At 66.9% G+C, this 26,892-nt stretch carries 19 protein-coding genes; 4 read left to right on the top strand and 15 right to left on the bottom strand.

Going from position 1 to position 26,892, the window contains the following annotated elements; genetic code table 11:
- Position 1 precedes the first annotated feature (1 nt).
- The 11 genes from ON062_RS00495 to ON062_RS00445 form a co-directional block, all read right to left on the bottom strand.
- A complete protein-coding gene (locus tag ON062_RS00495) occupies positions 2 to 2,353 on the bottom strand; it encodes an excinuclease ABC subunit UvrA (RefSeq protein WP_274645177.1) in 2,352 nt (783 codons plus the stop codon).
- Positions 2,354 to 2,446: 93 nt separating this feature from the next.
- Positions 2,447 to 3,061: a hypothetical protein gene (locus tag ON062_RS00490; protein ID WP_274645176.1), complete on the bottom strand. Its 615-nt coding sequence runs from the start codon at positions 3,059 to 3,061 to the stop codon at positions 2,447 to 2,449.
- Entirely contained in the window at positions 3,058 to 3,516 is a 459-nt protein-coding gene (locus tag ON062_RS00485) for a hypothetical protein (RefSeq protein ID WP_274645175.1), read from the bottom strand. Before ON062_RS00485 ends, ON062_RS00490 begins: the two co-directional genes overlap by 4 nt.
- Positions 3,517 to 3,541: 25 nt before the next feature.
- Positions 3,542 to 5,146, bottom strand: a complete 1,605-nt coding sequence (locus ON062_RS00480) for a hypothetical protein (RefSeq protein WP_274645174.1) — start codon at positions 5,144 to 5,146, stop codon at positions 3,542 to 3,544.
- A complete protein-coding gene (locus ON062_RS00475; protein WP_274645173.1) occupies positions 5,143 to 5,433 on the bottom strand; it encodes a hypothetical protein in 291 nt (96 codons plus the stop codon). Before ON062_RS00475 ends, ON062_RS00480 begins: the two co-directional genes overlap by 4 nt.
- An 85-nt stretch (positions 5,434 to 5,518) precedes the next feature.
- Entirely contained in the window at positions 5,519 to 6,094 is a 576-nt protein-coding gene (locus ON062_RS00470) for a DNA-3-methyladenine glycosylase I (protein WP_274645172.1), read from the bottom strand.
- A 48-nt stretch (positions 6,095 to 6,142) separates the two neighbouring features.
- Positions 6,143 to 8,248 (bottom strand): acyl-CoA dehydrogenase, encoded by a 2,106-nt coding sequence (locus tag ON062_RS00465; protein WP_274645171.1) that lies wholly within the window; start codon positions 8,246 to 8,248, stop codon positions 6,143 to 6,145.
- 206 nt (positions 8,249 to 8,454) lie between these two features.
- Positions 8,455 to 9,285, bottom strand: a complete 831-nt coding sequence (locus ON062_RS00460) for an SDR family oxidoreductase (RefSeq protein WP_274645170.1) — start codon at positions 9,283 to 9,285, stop codon at positions 8,455 to 8,457.
- A gap of 84 nt (positions 9,286 to 9,369) precedes the next feature.
- Positions 9,370 to 9,912: a TetR/AcrR family transcriptional regulator gene (locus ON062_RS00455; RefSeq protein WP_274645169.1), complete on the bottom strand. Its 543-nt coding sequence runs from the start codon at positions 9,910 to 9,912 to the stop codon at positions 9,370 to 9,372.
- Positions 9,913 to 10,034: 122 nt separating this feature from the next.
- On the bottom strand, positions 10,035 to 11,810 hold the full coding sequence (locus ON062_RS00450) for a glycoside hydrolase family 3 protein (RefSeq protein WP_274645168.1): 1,776 nt from the start codon (positions 11,808 to 11,810) through the stop codon (positions 10,035 to 10,037).
- Complete coding sequence (locus ON062_RS00445; RefSeq protein WP_274645167.1) at positions 11,810 to 13,114, bottom strand: MFS transporter; 1,305 nt, start codon at positions 13,112 to 13,114, stop codon at positions 11,810 to 11,812. The genes ON062_RS00450 and ON062_RS00445 overlap by 1 nt, the downstream gene beginning before the upstream one ends.
- A gap of 134 nt (positions 13,115 to 13,248) precedes the next feature.
- Here ON062_RS00445 and ON062_RS00440 point away from each other — a divergent pair, with 134 nt between their 5' ends.
- Complete coding sequence (locus ON062_RS00440) at positions 13,249 to 14,547, top strand: TetR/AcrR family transcriptional regulator (RefSeq protein WP_274645166.1); 1,299 nt, start codon at positions 13,249 to 13,251, stop codon at positions 14,545 to 14,547.
- 44 nt (positions 14,548 to 14,591) lie between these two features.
- On the opposite strand, the gene recQ is transcribed toward ON062_RS00440, so the two are convergent.
- The 3 genes from recQ to ON062_RS00425 are packed head-to-tail and all read right to left on the bottom strand — an operon-like array spanning position 14,592 to position 21,013.
- On the bottom strand, positions 14,592 to 16,598 hold the full coding sequence (recQ, locus tag ON062_RS00435) for a DNA helicase RecQ (RefSeq protein ID WP_274645165.1): 2,007 nt from the start codon (positions 16,596 to 16,598) through the stop codon (positions 14,592 to 14,594).
- Between the two features lie 41 nt (positions 16,599 to 16,639).
- Positions 16,640 to 19,144: an RNA helicase gene (locus ON062_RS00430; RefSeq protein WP_274645164.1), complete on the bottom strand. Its 2,505-nt coding sequence runs from the start codon at positions 19,142 to 19,144 to the stop codon at positions 16,640 to 16,642.
- 12 nt (positions 19,145 to 19,156) lie between these two features.
- Positions 19,157 to 21,013 (bottom strand): MDR family MFS transporter, encoded by a 1,857-nt coding sequence (locus tag ON062_RS00425; protein ID WP_274645452.1) that lies wholly within the window; start codon positions 21,011 to 21,013, stop codon positions 19,157 to 19,159.
- 118 nt (positions 21,014 to 21,131) lie between these two features.
- On the opposite strand from ON062_RS00425, the gene ON062_RS00420 reads away from it, so the two are divergent.
- Positions 21,132 to 21,443, top strand: a complete 312-nt coding sequence (locus ON062_RS00420; RefSeq protein ID WP_274645163.1) for a GNAT family N-acetyltransferase — start codon at positions 21,132 to 21,134, stop codon at positions 21,441 to 21,443.
- Between the two features lie 35 nt (positions 21,444 to 21,478).
- Positions 21,479 to 22,477: a pirin family protein gene (locus ON062_RS00415; RefSeq protein ID WP_274645162.1), complete on the top strand. Its 999-nt coding sequence runs from the start codon at positions 21,479 to 21,481 to the stop codon at positions 22,475 to 22,477.
- Positions 22,478 to 22,574: 97 nt separating this feature from the next.
- Here the strand turns inward: ON062_RS00415 and ON062_RS00410 are convergent, their stop codons facing one another.
- Positions 22,575 to 26,144: a S8 family serine peptidase gene (locus ON062_RS00410; protein WP_274645161.1), complete on the bottom strand. Its 3,570-nt coding sequence runs from the start codon at positions 26,142 to 26,144 to the stop codon at positions 22,575 to 22,577.
- Between the two features lie 140 nt (positions 26,145 to 26,284).
- Here ON062_RS00410 and ON062_RS00405 point away from each other — a divergent pair, with 140 nt between their 5' ends.
- Positions 26,285 to 26,836 (top strand): ECF transporter S component, encoded by a 552-nt coding sequence (locus ON062_RS00405; RefSeq protein WP_274645160.1) that lies wholly within the window; start codon positions 26,285 to 26,287, stop codon positions 26,834 to 26,836.
- Positions 26,837 to 26,892: the final 56 nt, after the last annotated feature.

Genomic DNA, 26,892 nt, shown 5'->3' with positions numbered 1-26,892 from the left:
ATCAGCTCGCGACGTACTCGGCCAGATGCTGGGCGGTGAGCGACGAGGCCGACGCGACGAGCTCGGCCGGTGTTCCTTCGAACACCACGCTTCCTCCGTCGCGCCCCGCCCCCGGGCCGAGGTCGATGATCCAGTCGGCGTGCGCCATCACTGCTTGATGGTGCTCGATCACGATCACGCTGTTCCCGGCATCCACGAGGCGATCAAGAAGTCGCAGCAGATTGTCGACGTCGGCGAGGTGCAGACCCGTCGTCGGCTCATCAAGAACGTAGATCGCACCCTTCTTGGCCATCGAGATGGCCAGCTTGAGTCGCTGGCGCTCTCCGCCCGAGAGCGTATTGAGGGCCTGACCGAGCGTGATGTAGCCGAGCCCGACATCGATCATGCGCGACAGCGTCGTGTGCGCGGGGCCCTTCGTGAAAAATCCCGCGGCTTCGTCGGCAGACATGGCTAACACTTCGGCGATGTTCTTTCCCTCGAGCCGATACTCGAGCACGGTGTCGCTGAACCCCGAGCCCTCGCACACCTCGCACAACGTCTCGACGCTCTGAGTGAAGCCCAGATTGGTGATGATCACCCCGAGGCCCTTGCACGCTTCGCACGCGCCCGCCGAGTTCGCGCTGAAGAGCGCCGGCTTCACGCCGTTCGCCTTGGCGAAAGCGCTGCGGATGACATCGAGCAGGCCCGTGTAGGTCGCGGGGCTGCTGCGCCTCGATCCTTTGATCGCCGATTGATCAACGACCACGACATCATCGAACGCGGGCACGTTGCCATGAATGAGCGACGATTTGCCCGATCCGGCGACTCCGGTGACCACGGTGAGAATTCCGAGCGGAACGTCGACGTCGACGCTGCGCAGGTTGTGCTGCGTCGCGCCACGAATCGGCAGACTGCCGGTGGCCGAGCGCACGGCGGCCTTGAGCTGTGCGCGGTCGTCGAGATGACGGCCGGTGATCGTGCCCGAGGACCGCAGCCCCGCGAGATCCCCGGTGTACTGGATCTCGCCTCCCGCACGGCCCGCGGCCGGACCGAGATCGACGATGTGATCGGCGATCGCCATGACCTCGGGCTTGTGCTCGACGACCAGCACCGTGTTGCCCTTGTCACGGAGCTGTTGCAACAGGGCATTCATGCGCTGGATGTCGTGCGGGTGCAGACCTGCCGTGGGCTCATCGAACACGTAGGTCACGTCGGTGAGCGATGACCCCAGGTGCCGGATCATCTTGGTGCGCTGCGCTTCCCCGCCCGAGAGCGTCCCCGAGGCACGGTCGAGCGACAGGTAGCCCAGTCCGATCGCGATGAACGAATCGATCAACTGCCGGAGCCCCGCCATGAGCGGGGCGACCGCGGGGTCAGTCACGGTCTCGAGCCACGCGGCGAGATCGGTGATCTGCATGGCTGCGGCATCCGCAATACTCACTCCGGCGATCTTCGACGAGCGGGCGCCTTCGTTGAGGCGCGTGCCTTCGCAGGCGGGGCACGCGGCGAACTTCACGGCACGGTCGACGAACGCGCGCACGTGAGGCTGCAGGCTGTCGCGATCCTTCTGGAGCATCGACTTCGTGAGCTTGAGCACAAGCCCCTCGTAAGTCATGTTGATGTTCTGGATCTTGACCTTCGTCGGCTCTTTGTAGAGAAAGTCGGCGAGTTCCTGTTCGGTGTAGTCCTGGATCGGCTTGTGGGGGTCGACGAAACCGGATTCGGTGAACCCGCGCACCATCCAGCCGTCTGCGCTGTACCCGGGAACGGTGATGGCGCCCTCGGCGAGCGACTTGGTCTTGTCGTACAACTCGTCGAGGTCGACGTCGCTCTTCTGACCGAGACCTTCACAGGCGGGGCACATGCCCCCGGTGATCTCGAACGAGCGGCGCTCTTTGATTTTCTCGCCGCCCTTCTCCATCGTCACCGCACCCGCACCCTTGACCGAGGGCACGTTGAACGAGAACGCCTGAGGAGAACCGACGTGCGGCTGCCCGAGCCTGCTGAACAGCACGCGCAACATGGCGTGCGCGTCGGTCGCGGTGCCCACGGTCGAGCGGGAGTTGGCGCCCATGCGTTCCTGATCGACGATGATCGCGGGGCTGATGTTCTCGAGCGCGTCGACGTCGGGGCGGTTCAGCTGCCCCATGAACTGCTGCACGAACGTCGGGTACGTCTCGTTGATCAGCCGCTGGGACTCGTTGGCGATCGTGGCGAACACGAGCGATGACTTCCCCGAACCGCTGACGCCGGTGAAGACCGTGAGTCGCCGCTTCGGGATCTCGACATCGACGTTCTTCAGATTGTTCTCGCGCGCCCCCACCACGCGGATGACTTCGTGCGAATCGGCGATGTGGACGGATGCCTCGGCCATGGGGTCCTCTCGGTCGGCAGCGCACGAATCTGGCGCCGCTTCATTCTGACGCCCGGGACGGACATTTCCCAGACCTGGCGTCGCTGGCGGCGCCTATTCGGGAAGGAATGCGGCCGAGTGGGCGATGGCGTCGAACAGGTGTGTCATCGCATCGGCGAGTTCGCCCAGGGGCGACGCGAAAGACGCGAGGACGACCTGCTTGGTTCCCGGAACCGCGAACCAGTATTGCGCCTGGATTCGGATGCCGCTGACGCGCACTCCGTCATGATCGGCCACCTCTTCCCACGTGCGCATGATGCGTAGGGCGCGAGTCTGCGGGCCAGTGATCCGGGTCGCGGCGTCGATGCCCGGAACCTGAAGCGCGCGGAAGCTCTCTTCGAGCACCTCGAGCACGGCGGCAGGTGATGTGCCCACGGCGGGACTCATCCGCATCCCCTCGGGCGCATGAACGGTGAGCGTGACTGGCGTAGCGAGGCCCGGCACCAGCTCGGTGCACAGGAACAGCGCCTGGGCTTTCGCTTCTCGGGCCCGATCTGCCGCCTCGCGCAGCGCATCGCGCACGCGGCGGCGCGCGGCTGCTCCGTCATCAGCGACGCCCAGCACCGCGCGCACGGACTCGTCGATCTGCGCGTGAGCCACGGCCGAATCCTGCGGGTCGATCCGGACCCAGGTGCCGGGGAGCGAGAAGGTGAGTTTCGGCGCGGTCATTGCGCGTCAGCGAGCGCGCGCAGGTCGTCACCCGACAACACCAATAGCCCGCCCGAGCCCGAGCCAACGCCCAGCTCGTCTGCGACAGAATCCATGTTCTGGAAGTTCTGGGTGCTGCTGTGGGTCACCGGGTCGTACTCCGTCGGGTCGGCATCGGTGACGAACAGGCTGACACCGCGCTTGGCGGTGGCATCGTCGGCAAGGAACACCGGCGCGCTGGCGCGCGTGACGTCGGCAACACTGTCGACCGTGGGGTCCTCGACGAAGAGCAGCACCACGATGTCGGTGTTCCACGGCGCGCCCGAGTGCGCGACCGTCGCTCGAGCGGCGTCCACACCGGGCACTGTCTGCAGTTCGGTCTCAAGCGAAGAGACATCGGGGTTGGCGGCGCAACCGCTCAGAGTCAGGGCGCCGAGGATGATCGCGACGGCGAGCGCGCCTGTGCGCTTCAGCACCCGGTACCTCTTTCCGCTGCCCTCATCACGAGCCTCTCGTGTACTCCGCCACGTATACGTCTTCGTAGCTGGCGCTCCCCTCGGCGGCAAAGAAGATCTCATCGCCGGCACGGGGCTCGGGGAGGAAGCGCTCCGCTTCTGTACCGTACATGGTCGCCTCGTGAATCGGCCAGGCCAAGGGGCGGTACGTCTGCCACGTGCCCCCGGTGCGCACGTAGTCCTCCGCGCCGAGCCCGCTGAACTCGAGAGTGTGCACCGGGTCGATGCCGTTGTTGATCTGCGTCACGCGCACGCCCTGCGGAATGTCGCTGTAGTGCTTGTCGATCGCCGCGCCCGCGGTGAACACCGACTCGACGCGATCCGCGACGCGCGCATCGGTCGCAAGCTCGCCAGCCATCATGCCGCCGAGAGACCACCCGGTGAACATGATCGGCGCCTCACTTTCGAAGACCCCGGCATCGGTCATCGCATCCCACACCGCGCTCTCGTATTGCGTGGGCACACCCGGGAACAGAGCGAGCATCGCGTCCGTGCGCGCGTCGTTGAGCGCTCCGTCCGTATTCGTCGGCGACCAGGCCTGCGTGCTCGGCAACTGGATGCGCCACGAGATCACTTCTCCCGCGGCATCCCGAATCGCCACGACGCGGATCTCGGTCTTGACAAACAAGCCGTTGAGATCCTGCTCGGCAAGGTCCTGCATGATCCCCTGATAGTCGCGGGCTTCCGCCTTGTTGACGTCCGTGTCTGCCCCCTCGGTGGTAACGTGCGTGCCCCCCACCTTTACCGGCTTGCCCAGCGACTCGGTGATCACCAGCGCGAGCAGCGCCGCCGCAAGGATCGCCGCCACGACGATCAGCCCGGCAGTCCCCAGGGTCGTGACGATGAAGCCGATCACGAGCGCGCCCACGAGCATCAGCACCGCGACCACCAGTGCCGACACTGCCGCGCTTATTCGGTCCATGAGGACGGTGGTGACGACCTTCAACGCCCGTTGGGCCCATTCGGCGACGGGCGAGAAGAAGTCGCGCACTCCACCCCAGAACTGATCCCAGTTGTCGCCGAACGAGTCCTTGCCGTCCTCGATCGCCACCTCGATGGCCGAGATCGCTCGATCCGCGGCATCCCGAATCTGCTCCCGCGCGTCGTACAGGGTGCGCCGGGCATCTTCGAGCCCCGCGGCGGCGCTGCTCAAGCCCGCGTACGCGTCCCAGCGATCTGATTCGAGTGCGGCGGTGGATACGCCCCGCGCTTCCGCCTGCACGATGTCGATCTCGATGTCGGCGAGGTGTGCTTGCAGCATGTACTGCCGAGACTGTTGATGCTCGGCGTCGGCGATCGCGCTTCGGGCCGCGGCCTGGATGGGCGCAAGCTCGACGGCATACGTGGTGAGTGCCTGAGCGGTCCGCTCGTAGCGGCGGCCGGCGCGGCGCATCTTTGCGGTGGACTCGTCCGCGGTCTCCCCCACCGCATCCGTCGCGAGGCTGCGTTGCTCATCCACCAGATCGCGCAGGGCATCAGCTGCCGCCAGAATCGCTTCCGCCGTTGCGCTGAGTCGATCCGCACGCGCGCCGAGTTCATCCGGCCTGCCTTCGAAGACATCGGAGAACTCCGCCTCGAGCGCCGCTGTCATTGCGAGCCGGCGCCCGCACCATCGGCCAGCGAGCGGTCAAGATCGCTGACCGAATCGACGATCGCCTCCAACCAATCGCGCACCACGGTGAGTTCGTCCTCGAGTTCGCGGCGATTGTGGTCCCAGTTGTCGGCGAAGTCGCGCACGCGGTTCGACAGCCTCCGTTCACCGGTGAGGGCGGCGATCTCGTCGCTGACGCGGTCGGCCGATGCGAACGTGTCGATCACTCGCGACACACGATCCCGTGCACCGCCGAGAGCAGTGAGATTCAGGTCCACATCGGGCATTCGTCGGCCTCCACGAGAAAGCATAAGGCCGAGTGCGAGCCTCACCGACGGGGATAATTACCCGCCCGTCTTGGCACAGCAGGGCTCAGTCGGATGCCGCGCGGTGGCATCCGACGACGTGATCATCCACCATTCCCGACGACTGCATGAGCGCGTACATCGTGGTCGAGCCGACGAATCGAAAGCCGCGCTTCCGCAGCGCCTTGCTCATCGCATCGGACTCGGCTGTCGTGGCCGGGACCTCGGCCAGCGTCGCCGGGCGCGGGCGACGAGGCGGCGCAAAGCCCCACATGAAGGCATCGAACTCACCGTCGGCCATCTCGAGCATCAGGCGGGCGTTCGAGATGGTCGCCTCGATCTTGAGTCGATTGCGGATGATTCCGGCATCCTGCATCAATCGCTCGACGTCTGCGTCACCGAAAGCGGCGACGACCTCGGGCTCGAAACCGGCGAACACCTCTCGAAACCGCGGTCGCTTGCGCAGAATCGTGATCCAGCTCAGTCCCGCTTGAAAGCCTTCGAGGCTCAGCTTCTCATAGAGCGCGCGGTCGCCGTGCAGCGGGCGACCCCACTCTTCGTCGTGATAGCGGCGGTACTCTGCGTCGTCGCCGACCCACGCACAGCGCGCCAGGCCGTCAGGGCCGGTGAGGGTGTTCGTCACGGCGTCAGCATATGCCGCGCCACCGACACCCTCACCGGGAGCCGAGACCTACTTCTTCTTGAGCGACTTCTCCGAGACGGGTGCCTCGCCTGACGCGGCAAGGTTCTCGTAGTAGGCACGAGCCTCGTCTTGTCGCGCCTGCTCGGCGCCCGAGGCGATCGGTGCGCGCACGTGCTCGGGCTCAAAGCCGTAGGCGTCGACCAAGTCCTGCGCGTGCGGGCGAAGCCGTGCGCACAGTCGGTCGATGTACCGCGTCACGGCTGCGGCGCGCTGCGCCGACAGTCGACCGTTGATCAGGTACCACGCCAGGTGCTTCTCGATCAGGTGCAGACCGAACAGGTCGCGCAACCACGTGAGCACCTGCGCCGTGCCGGCGTCGGTGATGGTGGCAATGCCGTCGCTGAAGGCCTCCCACTGCAACAGTTCGCCGTGGGCGCGAGCGGCCTCGATCAACTGCGCCTGGTGTGCGTTGAACACGGCGGCTGCCTCACTGGCGGAGAGCTTGGATGCCGGGCGCAACGCCCCGGCGACGTCGGCAACCATCTGCTCGACGCGGCCGGCAAGCAGTTCGTGCTGCTGGTCTGCGCGCAAGCCCAGCTCGACCGAACGGGCGGTCGAGCCGAAGTCGGCAACCGACTGACCCAGCTGACGCAGACCCGCGCCGTGGAAGATCTTGCCCGCGGTGTGCTCAACGGCGTACTTCGCCAGCTTCGCGGCATCCGCCCCCTTGAACTGGCTGGCGTAGTCCGACAGCAGGCGCTTGCCGACGAGCTGAAGCAACACGTTGTTGTCACCCTCGAAGGTGACGTAGACGTCGAGGTCCTGGTGCAGGCCGACCATACGGTTCTCGGCCAAGAAGCCCGAGCCACCGCACGCCTCGCGCGCCTCTTGAATGGTGTCGAGCGCGTTCCACGTCGACAGCGGCTTGAGGGCCGCGGCCAGGGTCTCGAGGTCTTCGCGCTCTTCGGGGGTGTCCTTCTTACCCGAGAACACACCGTCGAACTTGCGCAGCAGTTCATCGTGCGAGAAGAACTGCGCGTAATTCTGTGCGATCAGCGGGAGGAGGCGGCGCTGGTGCTTGCCGTAGTCGAGGAGCGTCACCTCGTCGGTGCCGGCACCCGAGTCGAACTGCCGGCGCTGGTTGGCGTAAGTCGTCGCGATGTACAACGCGAGCGCGGTGCCGGTCGTCGCCGCACCGTCGAGCGAGACGCGACCCTGTACGAGCGCGCCGAGCATGGTGAAGAACCGGCGACCGGGACTGGAAATATCGCTCGTGTACGAGCCGTCGGCGGCGACGTCGCCGTAGCGGTTCAGCAGGTTCTCGCGCGGTACGCGCACGTGGGTGAAGTGCAGGCGACCGTTGTCGATGCCGTTCAGCCCTCCCTTGACGCCGTCGTCTTCGCCACCGACGCCGTCGAGGAACGCGCCCTCATCGTCGCGAATGGGCACGTAGAAGCAGTGCACGCCGTAGTTGACGCCACCGGTGATCAGCTGCGCGAACACCGTCGCCGCCTTGCCGTGCACGGCGGCGTTGCCGAGGTAGTCCTTCCACGCACCGCGAAACGGCGTGTGGATCACGAACTCTTCGGTGTCGGGGTCGTAGGTTGCGGTGGTGCCGATCGCTGCCACGTCAGAGCCGTGCCCGGTTTCGGTCATCGCGAACGCACCCGGAATGCTCATGTCGACGATGCCCGGCAGCCACTTGTCGTGGTGCTTCTTGGTGCCCAACTGCAGCACTGCCGAGCCGAACAGGCCCCACTGCACGCCGGACTTGATCTGCAGGCTGGGGTCGGCAAGCACGAGCTCCTGGAAGCCGGCGAGGTTCGCGCCGTTGTCTTCGAGGCCGCCGTACTCCTTAGGCATCGCGCGGAGCGACGCGCCGTGCTCGACCAACAGGTGAAGCTGACCCAGCACGCGCTCGCGGTGCTCGGCCATCGGCATGCCATCCGGCCGCCAGAATGCAGGGTCCTTGATCATTTCGCGCGCTTCGCGGCGAGTGTCTGCCCACGTGCCGAGCAGCAGATCGGTGACGGCCTCGATGTCGATGCAGGACTCGGATGCTTCTTCCGCCGTGTGTGCAGCGGTGGGCGCGCCACCGGCGGGCGTGCGCTTGCTCTGGGCGGGAATGGACGAGCGGACGGCGGTGTCGGCCATGGGCTCACCTTTCGATGTGAGGGACAGGCTAAGTCACTCTTGACGGTAGGACTCCTCCAACCCCATGGCAACAGCGTTGGTTGGTTTCAACAACCCGCGTGCGTCGCGGCGCCGCACGCGGTTGTGCATTTTCAACAGCCCCACCACACACGCACGACACCCCCTGACCAGCGGGGCTGGTAGGGGGTGTCGTGAAGTGAGCGGGATCAGCGACCGGATGCCGCGGGCTCGCGGTCGAGGAGGTCCTTCATCTTGTCGGCGATGAGCTCGATGGCCTTGGTCGGCATGAGCCGGCCGAGGCGGTCGAGCATGCGGGCGTCGCCACCGATGCGCACGCGCGGGGTGCCCTTCGCGATCGCCTCGACGATCTGACGACCGGCGTCCACGGGCGAAGTGGTCTTGTGCTCCTTGCCCGCTTCGGCGGCCGCGCCACCGGGCGTGGTCACACCCGAGTTGCCGGTGATGTTGGTGCCAACCGCGCCCGGGAAGACAACCGTGACCGCGACGTTCGTTCCACGAAGTTCGGCATGAAGTCCCTCAGTGAGCGACTTCACGGCCGACTTGCTGGCGCCGTAGGCGCTCTGACCGGGAACCGGCACCAGGGCGCTCATGCTCGACACGTTGACGAGGCTCGCCTCGGGACGCTCAAGCAGGTGCGGCAGGAACGACTTGTCGATGTGGACGGTGCCCCAGAAGTTCACGTTCATCACGCGCTCAATCTGCTCATACGGCAGTTCGTGCAAGCGGACGAACGGCTGGATGATGCCGGCCACGTTGACGATGCCGTCGATCTGCCCGTGCGCCTCGATCACGGCAGCGGGGAGTGCCTCCACAGCCGCGCGATCGGCGATGTTGACGGCGTGGGTCGAGATGCGCGTGCCCGCCGTGGGGGCGAGCGCGGCGGTGTCGGCCAGTCCGGCTTCGTTGAGGTCGACGGCGGCCACGCGGGCGCCGCGGCGCAGCAGTTCGAGCGCCACTTCGCGTCCGATGCCGTTGCCTCCGCCCGTGACGACGAAGACCTTGTCAGAGATCTGCATGAGTGAGTCCTTTCGCGACCGTCGGGTCAACTAAGTTGACGGTCAACATTGTTGACAGCCTACGCCGCGAACGCACCTGTGGCGTCAGAGGGGCGTAATCAGCTCTTGAAGCAGCGCTCCATACCGACGCGCGAGGGCCTCAGGATCCGCGGCCGCGGCGGTATCCCCGACGACCCACAGCATGTAGAACAGCCCGCCGACGAGACCAGCGGCCAGGCGCGCGCGCAGGTCGGCGTCCTCCCCCGCCAGGCGACGGCGCAGCGGAGCCACGAAGCCCTCCTCGTGTGCGCGCGTCAGGCTCGTGCCGATCGCGCCCGCATCGCTGGCGCGCAACAGCGCCAGAAAGACGCCGCTCTCCGAGCCATCGGTCTGCAGCAAGCGGGTGACAATCGCGTGCCCCAACTCATCGAGCGGACCCGCGAACAGCGCGTCGGCGTCCAGCTCCCACCGCATCGTCTCGAGGAAGAGGTCGACCTTGGTGCCGAAGTGGCGGATCACCAGCGCAGGATCCACGCCGGCGTCCGCCGCGATCGCGCGCACCGACGTCGCCGCGAATCCGTCGCGGGTGAACAGCTTCACCGCCGACACCGCGATGGCTCGCGTGGTCTTGGTATCACGGACCGACATGTGACTCCTCGAGGTCGTGCCTCACCAGCGTAGCCAGCCGCGAAGGCGCCCCACACCGCTTGCGACAAACAACAACGGCGCCGCGCGACCCGAGGGTCTGCGCGGCGCCGTCGTGAGCTCGACTACAGCGAGAGGCCGTGCCCGAAGCGGAACAGCGGGTCTTCGGTGTCGAACGGCACGTCGGGGCGGGATGCCTCCACCGCCGCCATCGACCGGGGAAGGTCGAACGGCAACCGTCCCTTCGGAGAAGCTGCACCGGTCAGAACATCGAGCAGCGCCGCAGCGCTGACGCCCCAGTTCGCCGTGATCGCGGCAGCGTCCTCGACGAACGGGGTGAGAATCGCGGGGCGGTCGAGCAGAACGTCCACCACGGTCGGCACCGCGACAGCGACCTCGCGCACGTGCGCGACGACATCTTCGGGGAAGTCGAGCGACCCCGCGTGGAAGAAGTTCTCGAACATCGTCTCGCGCTGCTCGTACGGAGCCTGCAGCCGGAGGATCGCAGCATCCGCTTCTGCAGGCGTCGAGACGACCTCGCCGTACTGCGCGGCAACCTCAGCGGCGATGCCCTCGACGTACAGTTTCGGGCGACCGGCCACCGGCAGCACGCCATTGTTGGTGAGCACCGTGATCGAGGCGCGCTGTGCGGCCTCTCCCGCGGCACGGAACTCAGCGCGCCCGACGACATCATTGGCCGCCGCGGCGTCGACGAACGGGTTCTCGAACAGGCCGAGCTCGAACTTCTCGCGCAGGATGCGACGAGCCGAAACATCGAGGCGCGCGGCATCCACCGCCCCCGACGAGACGAGCTCGACGAGCATCTCGGGGCACGCTTCCCCACCGAACTGGTCGACTCCGGCATCCAGAACCTTGATCATGCGCTCGCGCGGCGACAGGTGCTCGACACCCCACGCACGCGCGGGGAAGGGCTGCCCGAAGATCGCCGCGTCGTTGATGAGGCCCCAGTCGGTGCACACGACACCGTCGAAACCGTAGCGTTCGCGCAGCAGACCGGTGATGACCGACTTGTTGAAGCCGAACCCGACCTCTTCGTACTCGGTGCCCACGGGCATGCCGTAGTACGGCATGATCTGGCGGGTACCCGCCTCGAAGGCTGCCTCGAACGGCTTCAGGTGGTGTTCGAACTGTCCGCCCGGGTACACCTGCTCGCGGCCGTAGGCGAAGTGCGGGTCTTCGCCGTCTTTCTGGGGGCCGCCGCCGGGGAAGTGCTTGGTCATCGTCGACACGGATGCCGCGCCGAACGACTCGCCCTGGAAGCCGCGGATGTATGCGGCGCCCATGCGACCGGCCAGCTCCGCGTCTTCGCCGAATGTGGCCGTGCCCCGCGCCCAGCGCGGTTCGGTGGCGAGGTCGACCTGCGGGTGCAGGGCAACGCGCAGACCCACCGCGGTGTACTCCTGGCGGGCGATGTCGGCGAACTGCTCGACGAGCTCTTCGTCTCCGATCGCCGCGAGGCCCATCGTCTCGGGCCACTGCGAGAACGGCCCCGCCATGATCGCCGCCCCCGGGTTGTCGCTGAACGAGTGGCGCGGATCGGTCGACAGCGTCACGGGGATCCCCAAACGCGTCGACGCCGCGAGCTCTTGCAGCGCGTTGTGCCATTCCGCGATCTCGGCCCCGCTGGGCGCCGCACCGAGCAGGTTGAAGTGCGTCATGTGGCGCTGCTCGACGAAGTCGACTGCCGACGGCGTTCCGAACACCGGGTTCGGCTCTTCGAGCGAGCCGATACCGATCATCGTGTGGAAGAACAGCCCCGCCTTCTCTTCGACGGTCATCTCGGCGAGCAACAGCTCGACGCGCTCGTCGACCGGAAGATCAGCGTTCAGCCAGGGGCGGTCGGATGCCGCGGCCGTGCTGGCAGTGGTGGTGTCGGTCATTACTTCACTCCCTTGATTCGGTAGACGAGGACGGCGCCGGCGAGGGCGACCAGAGCGCCGAACAGGTAGTACACGGTGTAGCCACCGAGCGCGGTGGTCGCACCGAGGGCGATGATTCCCGGCGCGATCGCGGGGGCAATGGACTGCGGGAGGGCGTTGGCGATGTTCAGCACGCCGAGGTCCTTGGCGGTGTCGTCCGGGTCGGGCAGCACCTCGGTGGCCAGGGCCAGGTCGACCGAGAGGAACGATCCGGCACCCAGACCGATGATCGTCTGAGCGATGATCAGCGTGGTGATGTCGGGCGCGAAGGCCAGGATGACAAGACCCACGACCATGATGACGCCGGCGATGGCGACGAACGGGCGGCGCTTGCCGATGCGGTCCGACAGGATGCCGCCGACGGGGCCCGAGACGGCCATGGCGGCCATCGAAGCGAGGTTCGCGATCAGGATCGTCGTGATCGCCGTCTGCTCATCGAGACCGAACTTCTCGGTGAGGTAGAAGGGCAGGAACGTCGCGATGCCCGCGTAGCCGAACATCACGAGGAACTTCGTGAGCCACGTCCATCCGAAGTCAGGGTGCTTGGCCGGGTTGAAGACGAACGAACCGAAGAACTGTCCCAGCGTGAACTTCTGCGCGGGCTTGTGCTCGAGCTTGCGGTCCTTCAGCACCAAGACGAACAGCACCGCGAGTACGGTGGCGATCGCGCCGGGCACGACGAAGCGGGCGAGGTCATCCGAGAGGAAGTTGACGAGGACGTTACCGCCCAGAATTCCGAGGGGTGTGGTGAGCCCGACGATCCCCGAGACCTTGCCGCGGCTGCTCACCGGCACCTGGTCGGGCAGCGTCGCGTTGGCCGCGGCCAGGACGGCGTTCATGGATGCTTGCACCAGGCACCATGCGACCAGCACCACCCAGATCGAGGTGGCCATGCCGATGATCGTGAAGGCACCGAGCGCAACCAGCGAGCCGCCGAGGATCCACGGGCGCCGCATTCCCCACCGCGACGTGGTGCGGTCAGACAGGCGCCCGGCGAGCGGATTGGCGATCAGCGCGAAGAACGCACCGATACCGAGGACCATCCCCAGCTGGGCGGTGGCTTCTTCGGTGGTCTCGGTGATGTGCTGGATCTTGAAGGCCATCGAGACGAGCACGGGCGTGAGGAGCGCGAGATAGACGCCGAAGTTAATGCCTGCGAGACCGGGGAGATATCCGCGCGGCGTCTTGGCAGGGGTCGTGCCGGGCGCCTTGAAGCCCGTCGTACCGACGGCGGCGGCGTTCGCCGCGGGCGACAACTCTGTCATTGGTGGTCCTTCCACAACTGCGTGAGGTGCCAGCCTCGGCACCGAAAAAAAGCGTACCTCAAACCCGACCATTTGGTAACTTAATCTCGACCAACCGGTATGCGACAGAATGGTCACACTTCAAAGGGGAGTGCATGGCAGCCATCAGCAAGGCCCGCGAGCGCACGCCGGGCTCGGGGCTACGCGCAGAACGCACGGCACGCACGCGGGAGTCGATCATCGCCGCCGCACGCGAACTCTTCGCCACGCGCGGTTACCGATCGACCTCCCTTCGCGAGATCGCCGCCTCCGCCGGCATCAGCCACCCTGGCCTGCTGCGGCACTTCGCTGGTAAGGCCGACCTGCTCGCCCACGTCGTGGAATCGCTCGAGGCTGACAACCTTGCGGCGCTCCTCATCGTGAGCGAATCGGCCGAACCCGGAGCGCTCGTGTTCGAAGAGGTGGCCGCGCGGAACGAAACGGTGCCGGGGTACCTCCCCCTGTTCGCCACGCTGATCGGCGAGGCGTCGAGCACACAGCATCCTGCCCACGAGCGCATGAGAGCGCGCTACGCGACGATGCTGCCGTGGTCGATCGACGCATTCGAAGCCGCCCAAGCACACGGTGTGGTCGAGGAGGAGAGGGATGCCGCGGGCGAGGCATTTCGCCTGACGGCGGCATGGGATGGCCTGCAAGTCATCGAGCAGTACCTACCCGACAGCGTGAGCGTGGTCACGACGCTCGGCGATCATGCCACCCTGCTGGCGTACGCACCGGGGTGGTCTGACGCCACCGACGAGCAGCCCGAAACCGGTGCCCACGAGCTTCCGCAACTCCCCTCTTTCGGTGGTGAGGAGCAGGTGCCCAGCGCCGGCTATCGCTCCGGGCATGCGCGCCGCGAAGACATCGTGGCTGGCGCGATGAGGCTCTTCGCCGCCGAGGGGTATGGCGATACAAGCATCCAGAACATCGCCGAGCACATCGGGATCTCGAAGTCGACGCTGCTGCATCACTATCCGTCGAAAGAAGACCTGCTGCGCGCGGTCGTGCGTGCTCGTGATGCGGGAATTGCGAGCCACCCCTCGTACTCAGCGCAGGCCACGGCCGCCGACCAGCTGCGCAGCCTCGCCGAGGAGGCGGCGACGAACACGCGCGAGAGCCCGGGGCTCATCGAGGTGTATGCCGTGCTGTCGTGCGAAGCCGTTCCGGGTGATCACCCCGCGCACGAGTACTTCGTGGATCGCTTCGACAAGACGATCCAGTACTTCAGTGCCCTGTTCCGCGCGGCACAGCAGGACGGAGATCTGCCCTCGCACCGCGACCCGGAACACGAGGCACGGTGGCTCGTCGCCCTGTGGGACGGCCTGCAGTATCAGTGGCTGTACGACCGAACGGTCGATGTCGCGGCGCACCTCGACGCACACCTCGCGGACGTCTTGCCGTCTGCTCGCTGAGCCCCGCGCCCCGGGCTCATCGGGCCGAGCTCATCCGGCTACGGTCACCCGCCCGCGATCACCTCGAGCACGGCCTCACCGTAAGCCTCGCGCTTCTTGGCGCCGATGCCGGTGACGCCGTCGAGGTCGCCGAGCCCCGCCGGTCGGTGCTCGGCGAGCGCGCGCAGTGTCGCGTCACCAAACACGATGTATGCCGGCACGCCGAGCTCTTTCGCGACGCCCGCGCGCCACTCGCGAAGCTTCTCGAACATCTCGCGGTCAGCCTCGTCAAGGGTGTCGGATGCCGTGGTCTTGCGCACGCGCGGCGTAGTACCGGCCCGCCCGATGACGTCGCGGCGCAGCAGCACCTGGACTTCACCGCGCAGCACGGTACCCGCCGGCTCGCCGAGGGCGAGCGTGCCGTACTCGCCCTGCGCGACAAGGATGCCGCGCGCGAGGAGCTGACGAATGACACTGCGCCAGTCCTGGTCACTGAGGTCGGCGCCCAGACCGTATGTCGTCAAAGTGTCGTGCCCCTGCTGCCGGATGCGTTCGGTTGACGCACCGCGCAGGATGTCGATCAGATGCCCGGCACCGAAGGCCTGGTTGCGCTCACGCTTGAGTCTCACGATGGTCGACAGCAGCTTTTGTGCCGCGATCGTGCCGTCCCACGTGGCAGGAGCTTGAATGCACGTGTCGCAGTTGCCGCAGGCAGGCGACTGCTGACCGAAGTAGGCCAACAGGTTCTGGCGCCGACACGAGACGGTCTCGCACAGCGCAAGCATGGCATCGAGGTGCTGACCGAGTCGCACCTTGTAGGTGCGGTCGCCCGGGCTCTGGTCGATCATGCGGCGCTGCTGCACGACATCGCCGAGGCCGTAGGCCATCCACGCGACCGAGGGGTCGCCGTCGCGTCCGGCGCGACCGGTCTCTTGGTAGTACCCCTCGACCGACTTCGGCAGGTCGATGTGCGCGACGAACCGGACGTCGGGCTTGTCGATCCCCATGCCGAACGCGATCGTGGCCACCATCACGACGCCGTCGTCTCGCAAAAAGCGCGCTTGGTTGGCCGCGCGCTCAGATGCGGGGAGGCCGGCGTGGTACGGCAGCGCGTCGAACCCCTGCGCGCGCAGATAGTCCGCCGTCTGCTCGACGGACTTACGGCTGAGCGCATAGACGATTCCTGCCGAACCCGCGGGTTGCGTGCGGATAAATGCGGCGAGCTGCTTGCGCGGGTCGGTCTTCGGTTCGATGCGGTACTGGATGTTGGGGCGATCGAAGCTCGACACGAAGTGCCGCGCGTCTGGCATGCGCAGGCGTTCGGTGATCTCGCGGTGGGTCGCGGGCGTGGCAGTCGCCGTCAGTGCGAGGCGCGGCACACCGGGGAATCGCTCGACGAGATCCCCGAGCGCGAGGTAGTCAGGCCGGAAGTCGTGGCCCCATTGCGACACACAGTGGGCCTCGTCGATCGCGATCACGCTCAGCGTGCCGCGTGCGAGAAAGCGCAAAGTCGCGTCGGTGTTCAGACGCTCGGGGGCGACGTACAGCAGATCGAGCTCACCGGCGAGGTACGCGCGTTCGACCGCCGAGCGCTCGTCGGGACTCTGCGTCGAGTTCAGGTACGCCGCGTGGACGCCGTTGGCGCGCAGCGCGTCGACCTGGTCGTGCATGAGGGCGATGAGGGGGCTGACGACGAGACCCGTACCGGGGCGCACCAACGCAGGCACCTGGTAGCAGACGCTCTTTCCCCCACCGGTGGGCATGAGCACCACGGCGTCGCCGCCGGCGATCACCTGGCCGACGATTGCCGCCTGCTCGCCGCGAAAGGACTCGTACCCGTAGACCTCGTGCAGCACCGCGCGGGGGTCGGCCCCCACGAAATCCCTGCGGGCGGTCTCCGGCAACGATGCGCCCGGCGAGGCCATCGCGCCCGCGCCGCTCGGCCCCCGCCCCGAGGTGGCGCCCGGAGCATACGAATCCTCGTAGGGAGGCTCGTCGAAGTCGGGCGGCGGGGCGACCTCGTCGGGGTCCCACACCAGGTCTGCGTACGGGTCACCCTGCGGAGTACTCATCCGTTCCAGGGTAGCTGTGGCATCCGACACCGCCGCCATCCCTAGAGCCGCAGTACCTCGGTGATGCGCACCACTGCGGTGCCTGCCTCCACGGAGGCGGCCAGGTCGACCTCACCGCGAATGCGCCAGTCGTGATCGCCCGCCGGGTCGTCGATGATCTGCTCGACCTGCCAGGTGCCCTCCGCGGCGTTCTGCTCGTCGATCGTCACGAGGCGCGGCGAGCGCGCTGGCCCACCGGTGAGGATCTCGTCATGGTCGTCGAAGTACCCATCCAGCGCGGCGGGCCAATCTACGTCGGGGTCGAGTGCCACTAGCTCTTCGTCCTTCTGCAGCGCGGCCAGCTGCACACGGCGGAACATCTCGTTTCGCACCAGCACGCCGAACGCGCGACGGTTGGTCAGCACCGACGGAGGCGCAGGCGGGACGACAGGCCCGGCCTCTTCGGCAACCGGGTTGATCATCGCCTCCCACTCGTCCACGAGCGACGAGTCGACTTGCCGCACCAACTCACCCAGCCACTCGATCACATCGAGCAGTTCGGCCGTCTGCGCGTCGCTGGGCACGGTCTGCCGAATCGCGCGGTACGCGTCTGACAGGTAGCGCAGCACGAGGCCTTCGCTGCGCGCCAGTTGGTAGTGCTGAATCAGCTCGGCAAATGAAAACGCCCGCTCGAACATGTCACGCACGACCGACTTGGGCGACAGCTCGAAGTCACGAATCCATGGCTGAGACGACGCGAACACCTCGTACGACTGCGCCAGCAGCTCGTCCAGAGGCTTCGGCCACGTCACCTCTTCGAGCAACTCCATCCGCTCGTCGTACACGATGCCGTCGCGCTTCATCGCCGCGACGGCCTCGCCCCGCGCGAGGAACTGCTGCTGCGAGAGCACCGGCCGCGGGTCGTCGAGCGTCGCTTCGATCACGCTCACGACATCGAGCTCGTAGTGGCCGGTGCCGACCCCGCTCGCGGCATCCTCCGGGTCGAGCAGCTCGATCGCGGCGAGCGCGAACGGCGACAGCGGCTGGTTGAGGGCGAAGTTCGGCTGCAGGTCGACGGTGAGTCGGATGCCGCCCCCGGGCGTCACCTCGACGACCTCGGCTGCCACCAGGGTGCGGAAGATCGCCAACGCCCGGCGTGCGAGTTCGAATTGGCGCGCCCGCGGCTCGTGGTTGTCGCGCACCAGCGCGCGCACGTTGCCGAACACGTCGCCGCCGCGCGCGATCACGTTGATGAGCATCGCGGCGGTCAGTTGCAGCTGCGGCACGAGCGGCTCGGGCTCGGCATCGACGAGCCGCTCGAATGAGGCCTCGCCCCAGTTGACGAAGCCTTGTGGCGCCTTCTTGCGCACGACTTTCTTGAGCTTCTTCGGGTCATCGCCCGCCTTCGCGATCGCAACCGCGTTCTCGATCTCGTGCTCGGGTGCCATCACCACCACGGTCCCCGCCGTGTCGTATCCGGCGCGGCCAGCGCGCCCCGCGACCTGGTGGAATTCACGGGCCGTGAGCTGCCGCATCCGCTGCCCGTCGTATTTGGTCAACGCCGTGATGAGCACCGTGCGAATGGGCACGTTGATGCCGACGCCCAGCGTGTCGGTGCCGCAGATCACGCGCAGCAGGCCGCGCTGCGCGAGCGTCTCAACGAGGCGTCTGTAGCGCGGGAGCATTCCGGCGTGGTGCACGCCGATCCCCGCGCGGACGTAGCGCGAAAGCGTGCGACCGAACGCCGTGGTGAAGCGAAAGCCGCCAATCGCTTCGGCGATCTCGTCGCGTTGCTCGCGTGTGAGGATTCGGATGCTCGACAGGGCCTGCGCGCGTTCCATGGCGGCCGCCTGCGAGAAGTGCACGATGTAGATCGGAGCCTGCCCCGTCTCAAGCAGTTCTTCCACGCTCTCGTGAACGGGCGTGCGCGCGTAGGAGAAGTGCAGCGGGACGGGCCGCTCGACACCGGTGATGCGCGCCACAGACCTGCCAGTGCGGCGCGAGAGATCGGCGGCGATGTCGGTGACGTCGCCGAGCGTGGCCGACATCAGGATGAACTGCGCGCGATGCAGAACGAGCAGCGGCACCTGCCACGCCCACCCGCGGTCGGGGTCGCCGTAGTAGTGGAACTCATCCATCACGACCTGGTCGACCGCGGCATCCGACCCCTGGCGCAACGCGAGGTTGGCGAGAATCTCTGCCGTGCAACAGATGATGGGGGCGTCGGGGTTGACCGACGAGTCACCGGTGACCATGCCGACGTTCGCGGCCCCGAAGATGTCGACGAGGGCGAAGAACTTCTCGCTCACGAGCGCCTTGATCGGCGCGGTGTAGTAGCTGCGTCCGCCCCGCGCGAGCGCGGCAGCGTGCGCGGCGATAGCGACCAGCGACTTTCCCGTGCCGGTGGGTGTCGACAAGATCACGTGCGCGCCCGAGGCGATCTCGATGACCGCTTCGTCTTGCGCGGGGTACAGCGTCAGTCCGCGACCCGACGCCCACGTCACGAATCCGTCGTAGACGACGTCCTCGTCAGCGCCGGGCGGAACGAGGTCGGTCAGCTGCGGCATCCCCCCACTCTGTCACTTGTTGCGGACATCGTCCCGTTCGTCGTCGCCAACGACGCGGATCGAACCGGTCATCGGCTCGAGGGGCGCGCCGGTGAGCGTGGCTGCCCGGTGGGCGACCTCATCGATCTCGGGGCCGTCCTCGTCGGCCTTCGGCTGCTCGCGCGCAGCTTCCCGCGCCGCGATGTCGGCGGCGACATCCATCTCTTCGGCCACCCCGATCGCCGCAACACTGGCCGCACTCGCCGCGTCCGCGTCGGCTTGTTCCTGCATCGCCGATACCTGGCGCAGCGGAAGTGATGGCACGAACCACGCCACGAGGAATGCCAGAGCGGATGCCGCGAAGCCCAGCCAGTACACCGACACGGTGGCCTCGTTGAAGCCCACCAAGAACGGTTCAGCCAGGCGGGGGTCTGCGCCCAGGAGGAACGAACTGTCGGTATCGAGCGCGGACCCGATCTGCGCCGGGTCTTGCGTGCCCAGCAGTGCGAGGATCTCGGCGTTCGCGGGGTCGGCCTGCACGGCGGGATCCTGCGCGGCCTCGGTGAGAGGTCCCATGATGTCGGGGTCGCTGAACGCCGCTGGCAGCGTCTCGTTCAGCCGCGAGAACAGCAGCGAGAAGAACACGGCGGTGCCCAGCGTGCCCCCGATCTGCCGGAAGAACGTCGACGCGCTGGTCGCGACCCCCATGTCTCGCGCCGTCACCGCGTTCTGGCTGGCGATCGTGAGCGTTTGCATCAGTTGCCCAAGGCCCAAACCGACGATGGCCATGCCGACCATGATCACCCAGATCGGCTGGTCGGCATCGAGGAAGGTGAGCCACAAGTATCCGACGGCGAGGAAAGCGGTGCCGGCGATCGGGAACGCCCGGTACTTTCCGGTGCGCGCGATGATCTGTCCGCTCGTAATCGACGAGATCATCAGGCCGAGGATCATCGGCAGCATGAGCAGACCGCTCTCCGCCGGCGTCGCACCGTCGACCAATTGCAAGTAGAGCGGGATGGTCATCATCGCGCCGAACATCGCGAAGCCGACGAGGAAGCCGAGCACCGCGATAATCGAGAACGTCGGGATGCGGAACAGGCTCATCGGCAGAAGTGCATCGGTCCCCATCTTGACCTCGGTGAAGATGAACGCCGCCGTTCCCAGGATGCCGACGACGTAGCATCCGATCGCCGCCGGAGACCCCCAGCCCCATTCCGCACCCTGCTCGGCGACAATCAGCAGCGGCACGAGTGCGAGCATCACGAACGTCGCACCCCACCAGTCGATGCGCACCTTGCGCGACGGCGCGAAGCGCGGCACATGCAAGAAGCGGACGACCATGAACAGCGCGACGATGCCGACGGGCAGGTTCACCAGGAACACCCAGCGCCAGCCGGCCACCCACAGGATTTCGTCAGCGCCCGACAGCAGCCCACCGATCAGCGGGCCGATCACGCTCGATACGCCGTACACGGCGAGGAAGTACCCCTGATAGCGGGCGCGCTCTCGCGGGGCGAGAATGTCGCCCATGATCGCGAGCGGCAGCGCCATGAGGCCACCGGCGCCAATGCCCTGCAGGGCACGGAACAGCGCGAGTTCGTACATCGAGGTCGCCATGCCCGAAAGCAGCGACCCGAGCAGGAACACCCCGATCGCGAAGATGAACAGCGGGCGCCGGCCGTACAGGTCGCTGAGCTTGCCGTAGATCGGTGTGGTGATCGTGGCGGTGATCAGGTACGCGGTCGTCACCCACGCCTGCATGTCGAGCCCGCCCAGATCGTCGGCGATCGTGCGCATGGAGGTGCCCACGATCGTCTGATCGAGAGCCGACAGGAACATCGCCGACATGAGGCCGAGGATGACCAGCAGAATCTGGCGTTGCGTCATCAGAGTGCCGGAGCGCGAAGGGTCTGTCACCCTGGGCAACCTACTCCGTCGCGGCCCCAGGCGACAGTATGGAGTGAGAACATACGGTGAGGACCTGGACTGAACGAAGGGGATGCCGATGGCTGACGAGACGACCGCTGTGACCCGCAACGACGAAGAGCAGCGCTATGAGATTCACACCGGCGGCGTGTTGGCCGGGTTCACCGAGTTCCGCGACGGCAGCGACGGCGTCGAGTTCCCCCACACCGAGATCGATCCGGCATTCAAGGGACGAGGCCTCGCCACGATTCTCGTGGCCGAAGCGATGACGGATGCCGCCTCTCGCGGCCTGACAGTGGTTCCCCATTGCACGTTCGTGGCGAAGTACCTGCGCGAGAACGAGGTTCCGGGGCTCGAGGTGTCGTGGCCTGACACGCCACTCCCGCAGTGATCGAGCGCCCCGGTGAGTAGGACGCGAGGGTCGCGATGACCCGCCTGGACTCTGACGACGCCGTCACGCGCGAAGCACCCGCGGAATGCGATGGCCCCCGAGCGCTGGTCTTCGAAGCGCGTGAGGTCCCACTCGGCGGGGTGCGGGCTATGGAGGTGCGTCGAGCCCTCCCCCAGCGGGAACTCCCCCTCGTGGGCGCGTGGTGCTTCCTCGATCGATTCGGCCCGCAGGTCACGACCATGCGCGTGGAGCCGCACCCGCACATCGGCCTGCAGACGGTGACATGGCCGCTGGTCGGCGAAGTGCGCCATCGCGACTCGATTGCCAGTGACGTCGTGGTGCGGCGCGGGGCTCTCAACCTCATGACGAGCGGCGCCGGGATCTCGCACTCGGAATACTCCGTTCCCGACTCGGCCGCTGGGAACACCGACACACCCCTCGACGCGCTGCAACTGTGGATCGCGCTGCCCGAATCGCGACGGCACGGCGCTCCCGCGTTCGAGCAGCACGACGATCTGCCGATGATTGCGCTGGAAGCCCTCGAGGGCGCCCCGGGGGAGGCGACCGTGGTGCTCGGCACCCTGGCCGGAATCTCATCGCCCGCGACCGTCTACACCCCGATCGTCGGGGCCGAGATCCGCCTTCCGGCTGGAGCCGTCGTCCGGGTGCCGCTCGACCCGGACTGGGAGCACGCGATTGCCGGCGTCACCGGCAGCGTCGTGATCGACCCCGGCTCGTCTTCGGAGGCAGAGGCGAATCCTCAGCGCATGGTCTACCTCGGCATCCGCCGCACCGAAGTCCTGCTGCGCAGCGACACGGATGCCACGGTGTTCCTCCTGGGCGGTGAGCCGTTCGAAGACGACATCGTCATGTGGTGGAACTTCGTCGCACGTTCACACGACGAGATCGTGGCCGCACGCGAGGCGTGGGAGGCGGCATCCGACCGATTCGGCGTCGTCAACGGACACGACGTGCGCATCCCCGCACCGCCGATGCCCGGCGTGCGCCTCACGCGCCGCCGGCGTCGAATCTGACCGCCGGTGCCGAGCCGCGTCGGGCGGGCCCAGACACCAGAGCAGGGCGCCCGGGCCGAAGCCCGAGCGCCCTGTCTCGCTATCTAGCGTCGCTGGGTCAGCGGGTGACGAAGAACCCCGAGAGCCCCGCCGAGCGATCGACCGCGTCGCTGCCGGCGTAGTACGCCGTCACCACGTGGACGCCCTTCTTCTGCTTGGGCAGCGAGACCTTCGCCTTGCCGTCCTTCAGCGTCGCGGTGTACTTCTTGGTGTCGACCCATACCGTCACGTCGCCGGTTGCGGTGCCGCCGCCGGTGGGTGTGACGGCCACAGTCACCTCGAACGTCTGCGATGACGAGCCGCTGTAGCGGTTCATCGTGACCTTCGTCTTCGACGTGCTCTTCACAAACACCTCGTCGGTGACCGCGGTGCCCGGGTTCACGTTCCCGGCGGCAACGGCCGACACACGAACCGACAGCGCCGTGCCGACGTCGGTGGTTGCGACCTTGTAGCTCGCCGAGGTAGCACCCTCGATGGGCTCGCCGTCACGCAGCCACTGGTACGACAGCGTCACCTTCTTCGGATCCCAGCGGCCGCCGTTCACCTTGAGGGTCTTGCCGACCTTTGCCGAACCCGTGATCTTCGGGTCCTTGGTCGCGACCGGTCCTTCGGCTCCGGAATCGACCGAGACCAGCGTGCGGACCTCTGAGTCGCCGTACTGCACGACACCCAGGTAGCTGGTGTTGTAGTCGAGACCCGACCACGCCACCGTGTACGTCGCTTCTTCACCCTGCGTCACCGACACGGGGTTCGGGATTGCGGTGAGGCTGCCCACGCCGTCCTCGGTGACGAGTGCCTCGGTGAGGTTCCACGTCATCGGTCCGCTGACGGAGTACATGTTCGCGATGACCATGTACGTTCCCGCCTCGGGGTTGTCGATCGTCACTTGCTCATCCGCCGAGCCGCTCGCCGACTGCCACATCTCGTAGTAGCGCAGGTCATCCGGGGCCACGACGTGATAGACGAACAGATCGAGGTCGCTGCCCTCATCGTCGGACGAGTCGAGAGTCCACTGCGCGAGGCGCGTTCCCTCTTCGACCGAGACGATCCAGCCGATGTCGCCGTTGGCGTCACCCGACGTCTCGTCACCCGAGTGTCCTTCAGGTGCTCCCGGGCCTTCGAGCAGTTCCAGCTCAGCCAGGCCGCTCAGCTGAAGCTCGAGATCGCCGGTGATTCCCGACAAGAAGGTCACGTCGACGCTCGAAGACACTCCCTCGCCGGCCACCGTTGCCGGCGCCTCTGCGGTCACCGGACGCACCGCGATCGGCGAGCGCACGGCGACGCTGTCACTCGTCCACGTGAGCGAGCCGGTCGCCCACTGCTCGACCGGAGCGCTCGCGTTGGTGAAGGTGAGCGTGAAGTCGGCGCTCTCACCTTCGGCGAGGGTGACCGACGCCGGCGAGACCGAGACATCGACGCCGGGCACCGAAACGGATGCCGTGTACGTGCCCGCTGTCGTGGCGGTGACCGTACGCGTGACGTCTTCGGTGCTCGACAAGCTACCGATGCCGACCGAAGCCAGGTTCAGCTCGCTCGGGTCGATGGGATCGATCGCGTCGCCGAAGTCCGCGTTACCCGTGCCCTCGATGAATGCCGCCCAGTCGTTCGGACCGTTGAGGTACAGCAGGCCCGGTTCGAAGAACTTCGTCGGGTCGACGTGTCCCGCACCCTGCGTGAACGGGTCGCTGATCGGGTCACCGGCCGCGTCGACGGTGTCGTATGCGGTGGTCATCATCGCTGACTTGATCTCGTCGGGTGTGGCCAGCGGTCGCTCACCGAGATACAGCGCGGCGAGACCCGCGATGTGCGGGGACGACATCGACGTTCCCGACAGGAACTCGAACACACCCTGCTCGCCCGGCTGGTTCGCCGCGGCCGCGAGGATCGCGACGCCCGGTGCAGAGATGTCGGGCTTGATGACGTCGCTGCCGTCGGCGAGCATCGGTCCGCGGCTCGAGAAACCGGCCACCTGCGGCGTCGGGGTCTCGACACCGGTGACGTTGTCGCCGACGAGCGTTGCCGTTGCGCCTTCGGTGTTGCGGACGTAGTCCAGCAGGTCATCGCGGTACTGCGCGTTGATGTGAACGGTCGGCACCGAGTGGAAGTCGTTGTCCAGCGAACCCGGCGTGACATTCACGAGGATCATGCCGATGCCGCCAGCTTCATCCACCGCCTGCGACTTCTCGACGCGTGCGATCACCCCGCGGTCGCAGACCACGATCTTGCCCTCAATCAGGGCTGGGTCGAGCGTATCGAGGAAGCACATGGCCGCCTCTGCCGGGTCAGCGTCCGGGGCAACCGCGTCACCCGCGTAGATGACGTCATCGGTGACCGACTCACCGAACGGCACCGTCACCGAGGCACCAGCGGCCTCGAATCCGTTGGGCAGCTGCACCGTTCCCTCGTAGGTGGGGATCGTGGATGCCGCAACCGTGGTGTACCACGGCGACGCGTGGTCAGCGGTGGATGCTCCCGGTCCCGAGTTGCCGGCGCTCACCGAGACGAAGACCCCGGCGACAGCGGCGTAGAAGAACGACACGTCGTCGGCAGCGAGCGTCGAGGTGGCCGAACCGCCACCGATCGAGTAGTTGATGACGTCGACACCGTCTTCGACGGCGGCATCGATCGCGTCAAGGAGGTCACTCAGCGCGCAGATGTCATCGCTCGTCGATAGCGGATCGGGCCCGACGTAGCACGCCTTGTACGAGGCGACCTTCGCCGCCGGCGCCACACCCGAGATCGCACCGAAGTCGGTGCCCGAAACGGAGGCGGCCACGTCGTGGTTACCCGCGGCCGTGCTGGCGGTGTGCGAGCCGTGCCCGTCACCGTCGCGCGGCGACAGATAGTCGGGGCCGAAGTCGAAACCGGCCGCTGCGGCACCGGTGCTGAAGTACTGGGCGCCCACGAGCTTGGTCGAGTAGAACGACGCGTCCCACTCTTCGCCCGTCACTCGCTCACTGCGGAACTCGTTCCCGTCGGCCTTGGTGAAGACGACCTCGTTGCCGTCCAGGTAGGGCTCATCCCCTGCGATCGTGCCGAGCGGTTCGCCCGCGAACGACGGGCTCTCGGGGGCAATACCGGTGTCGACGACACCGACGACGACACCCTCGCCCGCGGCATCCACACCACCGACGGCATCCCACACGCCACCGTCGCCCTCGAGGCCGAGGAACTCGGTCGACGGCACCGCATCGGGGTGACGGATCTCGTCGGGGTACACACCGAGCACGCCCTTCGTGCTGGCGAGCTTGGCCGCCTGCTCGGGCGACATCTGCGCACTGAACCCGTTCAGCGTCACCTGATAGGTGGCCGACGTCTCAACCCCCGCCTCGTCGGCGACCTGCTCTTGGCGCTTCTCGAGGAACGCGGCGTAGCGCTTCGCCTTGTTCGACTTGGTGTCGAGCTTGTCGCCCTCTTCGGGCTTGGTGGGCGCGAGGCCCGGCTCGCCGCCTTCGTAGCCGGCAACCGGCTCTTCGTCGAGGAGGACGATGTAGTTGCCCGTCGGTGAATCGATGGGCTGTGGGGGTGTCACCTCCTCTACGGACGCGCCGAAGCTGGCGGTGGCGGTTCCGGTGAACAGAGCGGCGAGTGTGACGACCGCGGCTGCCCTCAGAGCGTTTCGACCCATGAACTGGCTCCCTGCTGAGTAATGAAGGGCTGATGAACGTCGTCTTCGACACTCACCGAACCCAAAAGTAGTTCACAGCATTCTTCAAGTGAACCACTCTTCGTGAGAGTTGTGTGAGAGAGCACGGCTACGCTGAGCAGGTGACGTCATCTGCCCGCCTCTCAACGAGCATCCTGCTCACTTGCGCCGCAATCGGCGTCGCAACAGGCGTTCTGCAGATTGCGGCGGGGGCGATCAGCATCCCCGTCTCGGCCACCCTTCCGGTGCTGTACGGTCTGGTTCTCGGCGTGCATGTCCTCCCCGGAGTCATCGCACAAGAGTTGCTGCGGGCCCCGTGGGTTGCCCTGCTCACGCATGTCATGGCGGCGCTCGTCGCCAGCGCGATCACGCCCCTGTGGATCGGCCGTTATATCGGAACGGCGTTGCTCATCGGCGGGCTGCAAGAGCTCATCGCGGCCGCGACGCGGTACCGACGCTGGGAGGCCTGGCGATTCTTCTTATCTGCCATCATCGTCGGAGTCGTCATCGCGGTCGCGATCTGGTTCGCCGCCGACGTCACGCGGTTCCCCTTGTGGGGGCAGATCCTCTACGTCGCGTTGTTCATCCTGGGCCCGGTGGCCTGGACGGCCGTGGGCCTCGCGATCGGCCGCGCACTGCGCCGCGCGGGGGTTCCACGCCGCCGCCAGGGCTGAGCCCGTTCGCACTATTAGTGAGGGTCGTCTAAGTTAGGTGTGGCTTAGTTAACCCT

This window comes from Microbacterium sp. C7(2022), from assembly GCF_028823665.1.
Classification (GTDB): Bacteria; Actinomycetota; Actinomycetes; order Actinomycetales; family Microbacteriaceae; genus Microbacterium.
The sequence above is the reverse complement of the archived record's forward strand: the minus strand, read 5'-3'. Positions and strand labels throughout refer to the sequence as shown.

Coding starts and splice junctions, on each gene's coding strand:
- ON062_RS00495 (WP_274645177.1), bottom strand. CDS start 2,353: ATGGCCGAGGCATCCGTCCACATCGCCGATTCGCACGAAGTCATCCGC.
- ON062_RS00490 (WP_274645176.1), bottom strand. CDS start 3,061: ATGACCGCGCCGAAACTCACCTTCTCGCTCCCCGGCACCTGGGTCCGG.
- ON062_RS00480 (WP_274645174.1), bottom strand. CDS start 5,146: ATGACAGCGGCGCTCGAGGCGGAGTTCTCCGATGTCTTCGAAGGCAGG.
- ON062_RS00475 (WP_274645173.1), bottom strand. CDS start 5,433: ATGCCCGATGTGGACCTGAATCTCACTGCTCTCGGCGGTGCACGGGAT.
- ON062_RS00465 (WP_274645171.1), bottom strand. CDS start 8,248: ATGGCCGACACCGCCGTCCGCTCGTCCATTCCCGCCCAGAGCAAGCGC.
- ON062_RS00460 (WP_274645170.1), bottom strand. CDS start 9,285: ATGCAGATCTCTGACAAGGTCTTCGTCGTCACGGGCGGAGGCAACGGC.
- ON062_RS00455 (WP_274645169.1), bottom strand. CDS start 9,912: ATGTCGGTCCGTGATACCAAGACCACGCGAGCCATCGCGGTGTCGGCG.
- ON062_RS00450 (WP_274645168.1), bottom strand. CDS start 11,810: ATGACCGACACCACCACTGCCAGCACGGCCGCGGCATCCGACCGCCCC.
- ON062_RS00445 (WP_274645167.1), bottom strand. CDS start 13,114: ATGACAGAGTTGTCGCCCGCGGCGAACGCCGCCGCCGTCGGTACGACG.
- ON062_RS00440 (WP_274645166.1), top strand. CDS start 13,249: ATGGCAGCCATCAGCAAGGCCCGCGAGCGCACGCCGGGCTCGGGGCTA.
- recQ (WP_274645165.1), bottom strand. CDS start 16,598: ATGAGTACTCCGCAGGGTGACCCGTACGCAGACCTGGTGTGGGACCCC.
- ON062_RS00430 (WP_274645164.1), bottom strand. CDS start 19,144: ATGCCGCAGCTGACCGACCTCGTTCCGCCCGGCGCTGACGAGGACGTC.
- ON062_RS00425 (WP_274645452.1), bottom strand. CDS start 21,013: ATGACGCAACGCCAGATTCTGCTGGTCATCCTCGGCCTCATGTCGGCG.
- ON062_RS00420 (WP_274645163.1), top strand. CDS start 21,132: ATGGCTGACGAGACGACCGCTGTGACCCGCAACGACGAAGAGCAGCGC.
- ON062_RS00415 (WP_274645162.1), top strand. CDS start 21,479: ATGACCCGCCTGGACTCTGACGACGCCGTCACGCGCGAAGCACCCGCG.
- ON062_RS00410 (WP_274645161.1), bottom strand. CDS start 26,144: ATGGGTCGAAACGCTCTGAGGGCAGCCGCGGTCGTCACACTCGCCGCT.